Here is a 15,048-nt window from a genome sequence, read left to right on the forward strand (position 1 = left end):
GTTGCTTATTCCTCTTTTTGGCAGCCTAGCCAGCCCTCACGCCCTGGGAATGGTGCTCTCACCACGCGCCCTTTCGGCAATGAGTTTAAATCGTCTGGCAGTAATTCACTCAATGTACAGAATTGGATTTCTTCTTGTGCGATTCGTTCCAACAATTGTGAAAATTGTTCCGACTTTGACATCCCTTCGACTTCTGTATGAATAGTATAAACCGGAACGCCTTGATCTTCTTTAATTGCTTGAAGAATATAATCATTAAACGCTTCATCAGTTACCACTGTACCGACGACTTCATCGTAAGTTGGTAATGTAACTGGGACTTGCACTGTGCCGAGAGAACCATCCGCCATAATAGGCCTAAATGGATATTTTCCACGGCAATCGCTATTATAGTCAAAATCAAACGATTGCTTGACTTCTAATACACGCTCATCGCCTCGCCATCCAGCAACCGCTGAACATGTGACACGTTGACCTATAGCCTGTTCTAATGCATCCACACCCAGCTTAACTTGCTCTGTAAGCTGTGATTGACTCCATTTGGCAACTTTAGCTTGCCAACCTTGATGATCCCATGCATGTAGACCGACTTCGTGGCCTGCATCTAAGGTTTGTTTCATCAAATAACCTAAATCTTTGGCAATTTTTTTACCCGGCCACGCAGTGCCCGCCAATAAAATATCTAACCCATAAAGGGATGCCGCATTCGACCTGAGCATTTTCCACAGAAATTTAGGACGCAAAAGGCGCCATAAATGGCGCCCCATGTTATCGGGTCCTACACTGAAGAAAAAGCTGGCCTGAATGTTGTGCTCTTTAAGCACTTTGAGTAATTGTGGAACCCCTTTTAACGTGCCTTGGTAGGTATCCACATCAATTCTCAAGCCAACTTTTTTCATTAGTCTTTATTACCTAACTCTTCAACAGCACCTTGTAAGAAGAAATCTAATGTTTCTTCAATGGTATCTTTCATGTCGATGGTAGGAACCCAGTCTAATAAACGACGTGCGTTTTCAACACTTGGTTTACGATGCTCAACATCTTGATAACCTTGACCATAGTAGCTGCTGCTTTCAATTTCACGGAAGCCCGCAAATGGTGGAAACTTCTCACGTTGAGGATGTTTTTCAAAACTTTCCAACAACATTTCCGCTAACTCACGAATACTTGCTTCGTTAGTTGGGTTACCAATGTTGATGATTTGACCATCACACTTACCATCTTTGTTTTCGATGATACGGAATAATGCTTCAATACCGTCTTTAATATCTGTAAAGCAACGTTTTTGAGCACCACCATCAACCAGTTTAATCGGTGAACCTTCAACTAAGTTCAAAATCAACTGTGTAATTGCGCGAGAGCTACCAATACGCGCAGAGTTTAAGCTATCTAAACGTGGCCCCATCCAGTTAAATGGACGGAATAAGGTAAATTTAAGACCTTCTTTTGCTCCGTACGCCCAAATGACTCGGTCAAGTAACTGTTTAGATACTGAATAAATCCAACGTTGTTTATTGATTGGACCGACTATCAAACGTGATTCATCTTCATCAAACTCTTTATCATCACACATACCATAAACTTCAGAAGTTGATGGGAAGATGATGCGCTTGTTGTACTTCACGCAGTAACGTACAACTTTTAAGTTTTCTTCGAAGTCTAACTCGAAAACACGCAGTGGATTACGGGTGTATTCGATTGGTGTAGCAATTGCCACCAGCGGCAGAATAACATCACATTTTTTAATGTGATATTCAATCCACTCAGTATGGATGCTGACGTCACCTTCGATAAAGTGGAAACGTGGATTACCAATGAAACGTTCAATTGCAGATGAACCGATATCCATACCATAGATATCATAATTACCATCTTTTAATAGGCGTTCAGTTAAATGGTTACCAATGAAACCATTCACACCTAAAATGAGAACACGAGTACGGCGTTTAACTTGTGCAGTTGGTTTCGCGCCAACACGAACGTCAGTAACAATCCCCATTTCATTAGCAAGACGAGTACCTTGCATGTATAAACCAGTTTCACTTTGACCACTAACGATTTCGATAGCACCTTGGCCACAAGCAATGCGTAGTGGATCACTAGAAAGCACGGTACCCGCTGCTTTCCCTTGATTGTCATCTAAGACACGCGCACGCCAAATAACCATTTTACGCGCACCTAAGTAAGTGAATGCGCCTGGATATGGTTCAGTCACTGCACGGATCAGGCAGTCAATTTCTTTCGCGCTGCGGCTCCAGTCTATTTGGCCATCTTCTGCTGTACGACGGCCAAAGTACGTTGCTTGGCTATCGTCCTGAGCAACCGCTTTATAAGTACCCGCTTCGATTAATGGCAGAGTTTTATCTAACAAGACTTCTGCGGCTTCACGCACTTTTGCATGTAACGTTAAACCAGTGTCCGTGTCAGTAATAACCACTTTTTCTTGAGCAAGAATGTCGCCAGCGTCAGCTTTAGCCACCATTTTGTGCAAAGTGACACCAGTTTCGTTTTCACCTTTTAATAAAGCCCAATTGATAGGCGCACGACCACGATATTTAGGCAGTAATGAACCATGCAGGTTAAACGCCCCTTTAGGCGCAATTGACAGCAGTTCTTCACTTAACATTTCACGGTAGTAGAAAGAGAAAATCACATCAGGTTTCATTTCGCGAATACGTTCAATCCACAAAGGGTGGTTAACGTTTTCTGGAGCGAAAACAGGAAGTTCCATGTCTGCGCTTAAGCGAGCAACTGAAGAGTAAAAGTGGTTTTCATTTGGTGAATCTGTGTGTGTAAACACCGCTTGAATATCAAAACCCGCTTTCTCAAGCGCCTTTAGCCCTACGCAGCCAATATCATGATAGGCAAAAACAATAGCTTTCATTAGTCTTCTTCCTGATTTTTGTCGGACTCAAGATCTGCTCCGACGACTTTTTGAATAAAATAACGAGGTCTTGCACGTACATCATTGTATATCCTACCAATGTATTCGCCCAATAAACCCATGGCAACAAATTGTGCACCAATAAAGATAAAGAGTACCGCAAACAGAGTAAATACACCATCAGCAGCCCATACTGACCCAAAAATCAAACGTAATGCAATCAGTAAAACAGCAAGCAAAAAACCACCTGCGGCGATCACACTACCCACAACACTCAACAAACGCAGTGGAGCTGTAGTTAAGCAGGTCAGCAAGTCATACATTAAATTAATCAGCTTCATAAAGCTGTATTTAGAATCACCAAACTCGCGTTCTGCATGCGCTACATCAATTTCAATCGTCCTGCGTGCAAACGTATTTGCCAAGATAGGAATAAACGTACTTCTTTCATGACATTGCAACATGGCTTGAATGATATGACGACGATATGCACGCAACATACAGCCATAATCCCCCATAGCACGCCCCGTTGCTTTGGTGATCATCGCATTGATCATTTTAGAGGCTGTTTTACGGAACCATGAATCTTGACGATTCGCACGACGTGTTCCCACTACATCATAACCTTGCATTGCCGTTTGGACTAAACGAGGGATTTCCTCTGGTGGATTTTGTAAATCCGCATCCAAAGTAATAACAAGGTCACCATCCGCCTGATTAAAACCCGCCATAATCGCTGAGTGCTGACCATAGTTACGGTTAAGAATAATGGCAATAACATGGTTATCTGGATTTTCTGCGGCATCGACTAACATTTGAGCTGAACGGTCGCTACTACCGTCATCAACTAAAATTAGCTCATAAGCTTGAGTTAATTGTTTACATGACTTTAGCGTACGTTCCAATAATTGTGGCAGGCTTTGCTCTTCATTATAGACAGGGATTACCACTGAAACTTTTTTTATCTCATCAAATTCATCTGTGTGTAACACTATTTTGACTCCAAAAGAACTGCTTCTACTGCTTTTACAACCCGATCAACATCCGCATTAGTCATATCAGGGAATAATGGTAATGAACATAATGTCGCACTATTCCATGTCGATTCAGGTAATGTTAATTCAGGATATTTTTCACGATAATATTTTTGTGTGTGAGCCGCACGAAAATGTAGCCCGGTACCAATATCGTGCTCTTTCAATTTTTCCATGAAAGTGTCACGGTCAATGCCACATTGTTGTTTATCAACACGTACCATAAATAAATGATTTGCATGCAAATGAGGGTAGTCAGGCACGCTAAGCATTTGTAATGGGGAGTTTTTTAGCAATTCACGATAACGGGCTGTCAGTTCAGCACGACGCTGGTTTAATTGCTCGACGCGGGATAACTGCACAACCGCTATTGCAGCATGAATATCAGATAAATTGTATTTAAAACCAGGTTCAACCACTTCAGCTTGTGGTTTGCGCCCTTGCATTTGTCTATCAAATGCATCAACTCCGAGTCCGTGGAATTTTAACGCACGCACACGGTGAGCAAGTTCGTCATCATCTGTTGCGACTAACCCACCTTCCGCACAAGTTACATTTTTAATAGCATGAAATGAGAAAATAGACGTTCCCTTTTCACCAATCCACTCGTTTTTATATCGCGTACCAACAGCGTGTGCAGCATCTTCAATTAAAACCACACCTGCTTTTTGAGCAATTAAACGTAACGCGTCTAAATCACAAGGTGCCCCTGCGTAGTGCACTGGAATAATCGCTTTCGTTTTTGATGTTAACGCATTTTCCACCGCATCAGGTTGGATCATCAATGTATTGCGATCAACATCAATCATAACGGGTGTTGCACCAAGCAACTCAATCATGTTAATCGTAGAAACCCATGTTTGTGATGGTGTAATAACTTCATCACCAGGGCCGATACCTAACGCCATTAAGACAACATGCATCCCCGCTGTTGCAGACGAAAGTGCTATCGCATGCTTACAACCATAGCGTTTACAGAAATCCTCTTCTAATTGATGATTCTGTGGGCCTGTCGTTATCCAGCCTGAACGCAGAACTTTTTCAACTGCCTTGACCTCTTCATCACCGATTGCCGGTTTTGAAAATGGTAAGAAATTGCTCATATTGTTTATAGCCTAGTTTTCATTGTGAATAGATTATTCTAGTTAATGATACTTTAACCGAACCTCAACACCTGCAAATATTTGCAGTATTATCAGGTATAAAGATACGGGATGAAAACAACTTTTTGATTAATCCTCTAAATTTATAATTTGCCACACTTTATTAGATGTGTTTTGATTTAACTTAATTTCAGACATAAAAATGTTAGATAAATTTTTTTCTGTCATCACATTGTCTGGTTTTCCTGATGCAACTAACCTTCCTTGTTTCATCATCCATATACTAGATGCATTTTTATAAGAGTGACTCAGATCGTGCCCACTCATTATAACGGTTCCTAGGCAATCACAAAAATTTTTAATCCATTTATCTAACATTGCTTGCTGAACAATATCTAAATTATTTGTCGGCTCATCAAATAAGATATATTTTCCGCTAAATTGTCCACCATCCCAGACTTGTAAAAACGTTGCTGTAATACGCACTCTTTGCCATTCTCCCCCCGAAAGTTGAGTTAAAGACTTGCGCAATAATGGTTCTAGCTGAAAATCGGTACAGAGCCTTTCAAAAATAGCATCAGCAGATAATGTCATATTAGGCAAAAATAACTCAAGATATTGAAAAACTTTTAAGATTGGGATCTGGCTTACAAGTTGCGGGAGATAAGATCTTTTTTTCGTTAGCTGAGAAGCCGAATATTGCTGGATCTCTATTCCATCAAGGAACACCTCTCCCTTTACAGGTAAATAGCCACTTAGTGCCTCTAATAAAGTACTTTTCCCTGCTCCATTAGCCCCTAATAAATGAATTTGTTCACCAGCAAAAATTTGGGCTGAAAAATTAATTAAGCGCTGCCCCGCACAAACATTTTTGATATCAATAATTGGTTGGCTATTCATCATATTTACCGCCACCGCTGATGGCGAATGAGTAATAAAATAAATACCGGTGCCCCTAACGTCGCGGTGATAACACCAATTGGCACCTCTGCATTTGCTATCAATAAGCGAGATAACAAATCAGAAATCAATAAGCCTAATCCCCCAGTGACAGCGCAAGCAGGCAATAATAAACGGTTATCAGTTAACCCACTTAGACGTAATATATGCGGGATCACAAGCCCAATAAAACTAATCGCTCCAGCAATCGCAACACTCAAGCCAATTAAAACACCACTAATAATAATTAATATAAAACGCCATTTATGTATTGATATACCTAATTGATAAGCTTGTTGCGTTCCTAAAGAAATATAATTCAGAACATTTCCTTGAAAAATAGCCCATACTAAAAATGGTAGGCAAACAATGACTAAGCCGCTTTGACGCCAGCCCACGCCACTAAAACTCCCCATCATCCAATACAGAAGTTGACGTAAATCCAGATTACTACTCATATATACCATCCATGTCATACAAGCCCCACTAATGACACCAAGTGCAACACCAACAAGTAATAAACTCGAGTTATGCAAATTCTTACGACGAGCAAAATACAACAAAATAGAGGTAAACAATAAAGCACCAGTAATAGCGCTACTACTTAATACCCAATAATGTGTTAGCCCAGAAGATAATAAAACCGTAAGCACTACCGCGACGCCCGCACCATTACTAACGCCCAATAAACCAGGGTCTGCTAACGGATTTTCAAACAGGGCTTGCATGATGGCCCCTGTGACAGCGAGAGCCGCTCCGATGACAATGACCGCAATTATGCGTGGAAATCGGATTTGCCAGATAAATAGTTGTGCGGAGTCATCCATCCATTGATTTGGCCATAGTAGAACCTCCCCCACGCTTAATGCAATCACAGTGATGATAGCCAATAAAATCATGAGCATAATGATTAAACGTATATCAGAACGACGCTGATTTTTTTGAAGATTTCTTAAGTAATCATTCATTAGGTTAACAATATTTAAAACTGTTTTGTGAAAAAATCGATTATATCTATTTATGCAAGCAATACGATATTAATCATTCTAAGCTTCTTATAGCTTAACCAAGATAAAAGCAAAGGAACTTTATGAAAAGTATGAATGTTTCAAATAATAATCCTCCTCAACTACAGAGAAATATTTTTGCCCAAGAACCACAGCCTCGTTCAATATGGACATCAATAAAATGCCTAGTTAACAATCTATTATCTCATCCTTTTTTGACTCGTAAACCAAAGGTTCATATACGTGAAAATCCAATATACAGCTCAAATAGATTAGGAGTCCCTAGCTACAATCCTCCTCTGCTGATTGATCGTAATGACAACCCATCAAATAAATCTGCTCTAAGCCCTAAAACAATAAATTGCCCCAAGAGCATTTCGCAAATTGATACTGATAAAATAAAAATACATGCACCGTTTACAGAAAATCAGCACGCAATTAACGCGCAAGTAGACATATCCGATGATGAACGAAAAATGCATCATCAATTAAATGAATTAGATAAAGCCATCCGCCAACACCCTCAATTTAAGAAAACAGAAGGAATTTTCAGGCTATCTGGAAAAAAAGCAGATGCAAATTTTATACTTTCTCATTTAGATTTGAAGAAGCCCCTTACACAAGACTTTATTAATAAAAATAATATCAGCCTACCTAGCATGACACTGGCTTATAAAGTACTATTTGAACAAATCATGAACAAGCAAAATTATTTCGCCTATTTCTTAGACAAGTCACCTGACAAAGATTTAGCTGAGGCTCGTCAAAATCAGCAAGATGTTATCGCGTTTATGAAGAAAAATGGAATTACTGGCGAAAAAGAAAAAAATATATTAGCCAAGACAAATGCCAGAATTTATAGGGAAACACCAACATTACCTTTCAACATGCTTATTTCCCTTTTTGCTGATATTACTAAAAACCCAACAGCAAATATGGATGCAAATAACCTTGCTACATGTATAGCTCCAAGGTTATTAGGCGAAAAATTTGAAACGCTTTCGCTTTCATCTTCATCTTCATCTTCGTCTCCGATAAAAATACCTATATTACATGATAGAATGATTCCCTTTGTTGAGGCATTGATTCACAGTAAATTGCATTCTTAACACCTTAAAAAACAAAGACCGCCTAGGCGGGTATTGCCAGCCCCAGAATATCGGGGCTAACATTATTTTCAATAAGTTACGATGGACGTGTGTATCAATCGCCACCCATACGCCAGTAAGCAAGCGATCCGTGCCGTTCAAGCACAGCGTTTATCCAACATGCAATATTTACAAGGTATGGATATTCAAGATGTTGAAACCGGTGAGCGTTTTGATCTGTTCGATAAAGTGATGGCCAGTGTGTCAAACCCTGAAATTCGCCGCATGGAATTAATGGCGCAAATGGCAGGGATTGAGCGCGTGGCAAAAGAACGCGGTGATATCGGGATGTTTATCACTTTGACGTGCCCGTCAAAGTACCACCCGACGAAGCAACGTAAAGAGAAAAATAAAGAAACCGGAAAAGATGATTATTACTCCGTACTAAACCATAAATGGAAAGATGAAGCCTACACACCAAAAGACGGACAGCGATATTTAGTCAAAGTGTGGTCACGCATTCGTTCTGCTTTTAATGATAACAATATCAATATTTATGGTGTTCGTGTTGTCGAGCCGCATCATGACGGCACCCCACACTGGCATATGCTGCTTTTTGTTGATAAGGCCAACCGAGCAAAAGCCATTGATATTATGCGTAAACGTGCCCTGAAAGAGGATGGTAACGAAGCTGGCGCACAAAAATACCGGTTTGAGTATAAGCACATGAACCGCGGCGGTGCCGTGGGTTACATCGCTAAATATATCGCTAAAAATATCGATGGGTATGCCCTTGATGGTGAGATAGACCATGAAACCGGCAAAGACCTAAAAAGCATGGCGGCAGCGGTTACCGCGTGGGCGTCAACGTGGCGTATCCCGCAATTTCAATTTTATAAGCTCCCATCTAAAGGCGCATACCGTGAATGCCGACGCTTACCTCGTGGTGTTTCCATTGCTGACAAACTTGGTGATGTTGCCGAACGTGTCCGAGCTGCCGCCGATGAGGGTGATTTTTTTAATTACGTCATGTCACAAGGTGGCCCATGTATTCGCCGAAGAGAAGAAACGATCCGTGTTGCCCGTGAAGTCAGTGACGTGAATGTTTATGGCGAAGAGGTTCAAAAGGTTGTTGGTATTTATCATCAACTCAAAGCCGATGCACCAGTACTTAAAACCCGTGAAAGAAAGTACCAAATCGTCAAGAAAAGTGCCGTTGACGTTGATTTTAATCTTTTAAAAAGCGACAGCGGAGCGACTCGGAGTCCTGTCAATAACTGTAGATCGCAGATCACATCCAATCTATCAGATGTACAATTTTACGAGCCTGAGCACGGTTCAGGTGAAGTATGCAACATTAAGGAATACGGGTTTGCGTTTGTGGAAACGGACGCTGAGAACGCAGCAGGAAGCGAAATATCGCAGGGAAATCAACAAAGACAGATTTCAAACATTGAATTGAGTGAGGGCGATAAGGAAATTCAGTCGGAAATTATCAATTTTGCTAGCGAAGTCAGCATTAATTTCGATATTCCACAGATTGAAACCATGTTCATTAACGGTTTAGGCGTAAGTGATGGACTGCATTTTATAAAAGTTGATGGGGATAGATTGAGATTGGGCTTAAACGATGACGGGAAAGAGCTGCAAAAACAAGAGTTACAGGCGCAGAAAGAGGTCATTCAAGCGAAACTTAGACTAAGGTGTACTGATGTGCTTGTGAGGGTTAATAAATTTAAATAAGCCATCACAGTATTCTGAATAATTGCCAAAAGCATTTTTACAATGCAGACAACGCTATTATTGTATTGTTTGTATGAATAATAATCATATTATATAAATCACGTGACTTAGCTCTGATATTTAACACAATATGATTAACTTAGATAATTATGTGAATTATAAATAACTTAAATTATATTTTCTTACAGAGAAAAACAGTGAATAAGAAACAAGCAGAGAACAACACTAAAGACACCAGTAGTAAAAACACTAATGAAAGTACAACCGATAGTATTTTCATGCTCAATGATATATTGCCTGATGTAACATCTTGCTTTGAAGATGAACCTAAGCGGATAGAGGATTCCTTAAAAAAAGCCAACATTGTCCTTGATACTAATACATTATTGCTTCCATACACATCTGGAGTTAGTAGTTTATCTAAAATAGCTCAAATATATGAAAAAATAGTGAATTTAGGTCGGTTATATATACCTGAGCAAGTCGCAAGAGAATTTGTAAAAAATCGACCAACTCAACTGGCCAATTTATATTCGGGAATATCAGATAAAATAAGCAAAATTAATGTTCCAGACCCTTTTGAGCCAGCAATATTAGATTCAATAAAAGACTTTAAAGAGTTAAATATATCATTAGATAAATTAAAAAAAGAGAAAAAAAAGCTTAATGGACTTGCCGATAAAATCAAAAGTGAAATAAAAGGATGGGGATGGAACGATCCTGTATCTCAAGCCTATAGACCAATATTCAAAAAAGAAATAATTATAAAATTAGATAATACAAATGAAAATAAAAAAGATTCTATTGTTGAAGAAATGAGAGATAGGTATAAATGCCTAATTCCACCGGGATATAAGGACTCAGCAAAAAATGATGAAGGGATAGGTGATTATCTGATATGGAAAACAATTTTACAATTAGGAAAGCATAATAATTGCCCAACAATATTTGTAAGTGGAGATGAAAAAGCCGATTGGTTTCATAGAGTAAATGATAAAGGTTTTTTACCTAGATATGAACTAGAAGCAGAATATAGGCAAGTTAGCAAAGGTCATGATTTTTATATCATACCACTCAGTAAGTTATTAGAACTAATGGATGCTGAAAAAAGCTTGGTTGACGAGATAAAGAAAGAAGAAAAACAATCACAAGACGAACCCCATAAAGATACAGATTATCTATTGTATAAGATGGAAACATATTTACCTAGTGACGAGAATAAAAAATCATGGGATAAATTTAAATGCAAGAACTTAAATGAATATGAAAATAAAAATGAAAATAAAAATGAAATTTTTAGAATTTATTCTAAAAAAAGTGAAAAAATAAAATCAAAAATGAGACTTGATTTTATCACTTGCCCTTACTGTGAAGAAATAGAAGCTATTGTGGTAGATACTAGTAACAATTATCAAGAACACACCTGTAATCATTGTAATATTAAATTTGGATTCTTCACTGATTCCAATTAATAGAGAGGCATTGATAATAAATATATTATTAATGAAAGTGAGAGCTTCTTAAGCCGCAATATAGCGGCTTACATTTCTATGGTATTACTCTATTTCTATATATTCCATTCTTTCAAATAACCTTTCAAATAAATTCATTTTCCAATGTTCAAAAACATACCCTTTTGATACGTCTGGACGAGTCAAAAACTCTCTTAATTCTAACTGAACTCTTTCTAACTCTCTATTATAGTATTGTGAATTAACACTTGGATTAAACATTTGAGCTATAATTGTTCCATCTAAATTATGATACGAGATTAGAGCTAAGATATTAGCACGTATATTATCATTTTCACCACTAATATTAATTATCTCTCTAAATCTATCTTGCGCATGTCTTTTATGAAGAAAATCAATCATTAATGAATAGTCCTTCACTCTTAAAAATACTAATAATGATATTGCATATGACTCAAACATAAGTCCATCTTCGCTAAGATAGTTACCATAACACATTCTAAGTAAAGAAATACAGCGTTCGGCTTCACGTAAAGAAAAATCATTTTTAGTTAATAAATATGATAAACTATTTATAATATATTGATTCTCAACATAACAACCAACATAACGTTTAAATATATAATATACTTCTGAAAAATTAGCTTCTTTATTACTCTCAATTATTGCTTTTGGTTTTAAAATTGGTAATTTGAACCACATATGAACGAACTTATTGAGATAAACAGAAGTATTAATATTTCCGTATGTCACTTTTATTGTTTCTTCAAATTGGCTTCTATTCATAACTAATAAAAAACAAAATCCCTTAGCATCAAAAAGGTGTTTTACTTTTTCAATTATACCTAATGAAAAATCTGGTTTAGCTCTATCTAACTCATCTATTATAAATAGTGTTTTTTTTCCTGTAACTTGATATATACTCTCAAGAGCTGTTTTGAAATTTTCCACCTCAGTAATTTCCTTGCTAGCCCCCTGAATTTTTTCCTGTATATAATTTTCTAATGGTTCAGATACAGCCTCAGTTATGGAATCTTTAATTCCGTCATACATATCACTAGAAATCAATTTTGCAGATAAAAAACCAACAAGGGCTTTAGGTGTATGTTTGAACATACTAAGAGCCATGGCTTTACTTACTGCAAGAAATTTCTCTTTAAATATGTTATTACTAGTTTTTGTTTCTATCATCGAATAAATCGATGATATCATTGCTAACAGAGGATCTGACTGATAATCACTTTTAAATGCATCAAAGTAGATAACATTAATATTATCGCCTTCATGTTTTACAACTTCCCCGACAACCATTTTTACAAACGATGTTTTACCATTACCCCAGTCATCATCAAGACCAAGTACAATACTTTCAACAGAAGACATGGATACTATATTTTTAATTTGTTCGTATAATTTTTTACGTCCAAAAATATCATTTTCAGGCGTAAAACCATCATCAAAATTAGGCTGTACGGGTAAAATACTCACTGGCAAATATCCTTTTTTGTTTATACATAAATAAATTTTAACGTTTAAATATAAGCCAAATTATTTTAGTGTCAAATTCGCAATTTCCCGCCAAAATCCGCAAGATCAAAAAAGGATCGTTACTTGCACTAAGCCCCACCACTGGTGCGGTTCTAACAATCTCTTGCAGGTGCATGAAAACCGACCTATTTAGTGGGCAGGCGTGGCGGGGCTACGATTGCGCGGCGAAAGGTCTCAATATGATTTTTGAGTACCTCATAACATTCTTTAACTAATTATCTGAAGTTAAATAAAAATATTGGGTAATATATATATTCAACTTGGTATTTAAGGAATTTATGTAATGACAGTCACTATGGATGATTCTGCTCAAAGCAAAACCATGTGGTGGGAAAAAACCGTGGAATATAAATTTATAATAGATGGTTTAAATGAAAAAATCTTTACCTCTATTGCCCCTTTAGATGGAAATGAAGAGAGTGTAGGAGATACCCTTGTCGAATTTAAAAACAACACAGCCGAACTCAATTACTATATAATTGAATTTAAAAAGGAAATTAATAGTAAGTCGCGGGGGCAAGAGTATGGGAAATACAAGGAACGTAGTAAAGGCTTCAGAAATACAAGCAATTGTATCAAGAAACATAGGTTAGAATACTGCTCAAAATTTCATTTTCTTATCTATGGAAAAATAATTAACGAGATATTTGAGTTGCAAATTATTAATTATTTTGATCTTTTTTTAAAAAATGCGGCTAACCTCAATCTTAAAGATGCTTTTAGCAATGGTATGACTTCACTCCAATTTAAGGAATATACTCGATATTTGACACAACATAAAAGAATTGGATGTAATCCGTCATGTTCTGGAGGCTCAGGAGGCTCAGGAGGCTCAGGAGGTGGACCTGATAGCCCTCCACCTAACGAACCTAATGGATATAGTGGAGGACTTAACTCTGTTGTTGCTGCGATCAATCATAGAACAAAGGTCTTAACATTAATTCCCTTAGATATTGCTAGAAAACCATATAAAGATGACCCCAATTCTAATTCAGGTGAGCGACCTGCTCCCGGACTTGGTGGGGGCGGTTTAGCTAAAAAAATAATATTTGAACAGAACAACATTGAACACAAGCAATTTAAAGTTAAATCAATATTTCATAAAACTAAAGACAAAGTGCTCGCATGATTTTTGAGTAACATGTGTCCTCTGAAAATGAGTCACATGTTACTAATGCATAGTTACACTTAAAAGCTAAACTAGACTTGATTATATCCCCACATCCAAGTCCAACGAGTACTTTTCAAACTTTATAATCTCCCCACCAAACCAATCATTCAATTGCATCATCTTACTTTGTAACGGCATCAACTCATTGCGCACAAATACTTTTGCCGCTTTCTCAACATCACCAAAGCCGCCCACATTTTCAGGAATGATCCCCATGATTTGTGGTGGCACGCGGTGTGCCGCTAACATATCGTCACGACTTACATTTTTAATATTAAGGAATTCATCTTTTGCGGCAGCTTCGGAAAGCGGAATAGTTTGGATGCCGTCTTTCTTTCCCCCTGGTGCGTACAAAAATAAATTGCGAAAGTTCCCTGGTCCTTTACTGCTTTTGAGTGCTTCACGAATTTTATCAACATCATCGGTTTTTTGTGCTGCATCACTGATATACAAGATATAACCGGCATGCGAGCCATTGAGATAATATTTACGGCGAAATAGTGTTGCCGATTCATTGAGCAGTACGGAGGGGATCGCCGCAAGATATTCCGGCAAGCCGTATAACTCTTGGTTAATATCCGGCTCAATCAAGTGAAAAACTTTGCCCGTTTGAAATTCATACGGTTTAATATCGTAGCCATATTGCACAAACCAGTAAGTTTCTAAGTCAACACCGCGGCGGGTAAACTTAGCCGGCGAATGTTTAAAATTCAGTGATTGTCCTAACCGGTTATTTCGTTCTTCAAGATACCCATTACCAAACAGTAAAAAATCTAATGCCCAACTATCAAACGTCTGACGACTTAAATATTTATTGGGAATAAAGGTACTGGTGAGAATATTACGTTTTACATAAATAGCGCTGCTATGGTGTGGGGCTGCGCGGAACGTGCGCGCAAGGCCGTTAAAACTAATTGGCGGCTCATAGTAATGTAAGCGGTTAATGAACCACACATACTAAACAAACTCGTCATTTGCCATAGTAGCTTTTTCATTGGAGGGACTATGGAACAACAAAGTAAACGAGAATACTGGACTGCAATTCTAGAGCTGCAACGA

12 protein-coding genes are annotated in these 15,048 nt (G+C 37.9%); 4 read left to right on the forward strand and 8 right to left on the reverse strand.

Annotated features, from left to right (window positions below; translation table 11 throughout):
• Positions 1-5: 5 nt before the first annotated feature.
• From arnD to btuC, 6 genes are all read right to left on the reverse strand, one after another.
• Entirely contained in the window at positions 6-899 is an 894-nt protein-coding gene (gene arnD, locus ACLPIE_RS05990; RefSeq protein WP_430260578.1) for a 4-deoxy-4-formamido-L-arabinose-phosphoundecaprenol deformylase, read from the reverse strand.
• Positions 899-2,884 (reverse strand): bifunctional UDP-4-amino-4-deoxy-L-arabinose formyltransferase/UDP-glucuronic acid oxidase ArnA, encoded by a 1,986-nt coding sequence (arnA, locus tag ACLPIE_RS05995; protein ID WP_430260580.1) that lies wholly within the window; start codon positions 2,882-2,884, stop codon positions 899-901. The genes arnD and arnA overlap by 1 nt, the downstream gene beginning before the upstream one ends.
• Positions 2,884-3,876, reverse strand: a complete 993-nt coding sequence (arnC, locus tag ACLPIE_RS06000; protein ID WP_430260582.1) for an undecaprenyl-phosphate 4-deoxy-4-formamido-L-arabinose transferase — start codon at positions 3,874-3,876, stop codon at positions 2,884-2,886. The genes arnA and arnC overlap by 1 nt, the downstream gene beginning before the upstream one ends.
• Positions 3,876-5,021, reverse strand: a complete 1,146-nt coding sequence (arnB, locus tag ACLPIE_RS06005) for a UDP-4-amino-4-deoxy-L-arabinose aminotransferase (RefSeq protein WP_430260584.1) — start codon at positions 5,019-5,021, stop codon at positions 3,876-3,878. Before arnB ends, arnC begins: the two co-directional genes overlap by 1 nt.
• 129 nt (positions 5,022-5,150) lie before the next feature.
• Positions 5,151-5,924, reverse strand: a complete 774-nt coding sequence (locus tag ACLPIE_RS06010) for a vitamin B12 ABC transporter ATP-binding protein BtuD (RefSeq protein ID WP_430260586.1) — start codon at positions 5,922-5,924, stop codon at positions 5,151-5,153.
• A gap of 2 nt (positions 5,925-5,926) precedes the next feature.
• Positions 5,927-6,928: a vitamin B12 ABC transporter permease BtuC gene (gene btuC, locus ACLPIE_RS06015; RefSeq protein WP_430260588.1), complete on the reverse strand. Its 1,002-nt coding sequence runs from the start codon at positions 6,926-6,928 to the stop codon at positions 5,927-5,929.
• A gap of 122 nt (positions 6,929-7,050) precedes the next feature.
• Between btuC and ACLPIE_RS06020 the strand changes: the two genes are divergently transcribed.
• The 3 genes from ACLPIE_RS06020 to ACLPIE_RS06030 all read left to right on the forward strand — a co-directional run bounded on the left by ACLPIE_RS06020 (position 7,051) and on the right by ACLPIE_RS06030 (position 11,270).
• Positions 7,051-8,076, forward strand: coding sequence for a hypothetical protein (locus tag ACLPIE_RS06020; RefSeq protein ID WP_430260590.1), 1,026 nt, complete (start codon positions 7,051-7,053; stop codon positions 8,074-8,076).
• 81 nt (positions 8,077-8,157) lie between these two features.
• Complete coding sequence (locus tag ACLPIE_RS06025; RefSeq protein WP_430260592.1) at positions 8,158-9,798, forward strand: replication endonuclease; 1,641 nt, start codon at positions 8,158-8,160, stop codon at positions 9,796-9,798.
• Positions 9,799-9,995: 197 nt separating this feature from the next.
• A complete protein-coding gene (locus ACLPIE_RS06030; RefSeq protein ID WP_430260594.1) occupies positions 9,996-11,270 on the forward strand; it encodes a PIN domain-containing protein in 1,275 nt (424 codons plus the stop codon).
• An 84-nt stretch (positions 11,271-11,354) separates the two neighbouring features.
• On the opposite strand, the gene ACLPIE_RS06035 is transcribed toward ACLPIE_RS06030, so the two are convergent.
• Complete coding sequence (locus tag ACLPIE_RS06035) at positions 11,355-12,758, reverse strand: KAP family P-loop NTPase fold protein (protein WP_430260596.1); 1,404 nt, start codon at positions 12,756-12,758, stop codon at positions 11,355-11,357.
• A gap of 343 nt (positions 12,759-13,101) precedes the next feature.
• Here ACLPIE_RS06035 and ACLPIE_RS06040 point away from each other — a divergent pair, with 343 nt between their 5' ends.
• Positions 13,102-13,947, forward strand: a complete 846-nt coding sequence (locus ACLPIE_RS06040) for a hypothetical protein (protein ID WP_430260598.1) — start codon at positions 13,102-13,104, stop codon at positions 13,945-13,947.
• 81 nt (positions 13,948-14,028) lie between these two features.
• Here the strand turns inward: ACLPIE_RS06040 and ACLPIE_RS06045 are convergent, their stop codons facing one another.
• A complete protein-coding gene (locus ACLPIE_RS06045; protein WP_430260600.1) occupies positions 14,029-14,943 on the reverse strand; it encodes a phage portal protein in 915 nt (304 codons plus the stop codon).
• Positions 14,944-15,048: the final 105 nt, after the last annotated feature.

The sequence above is a fragment of the Providencia sp. Me31A genome (assembly GCF_050487165.1).
Taxonomy (GTDB): Bacteria; Pseudomonadota; Gammaproteobacteria; order Enterobacterales; family Enterobacteriaceae; genus Providencia.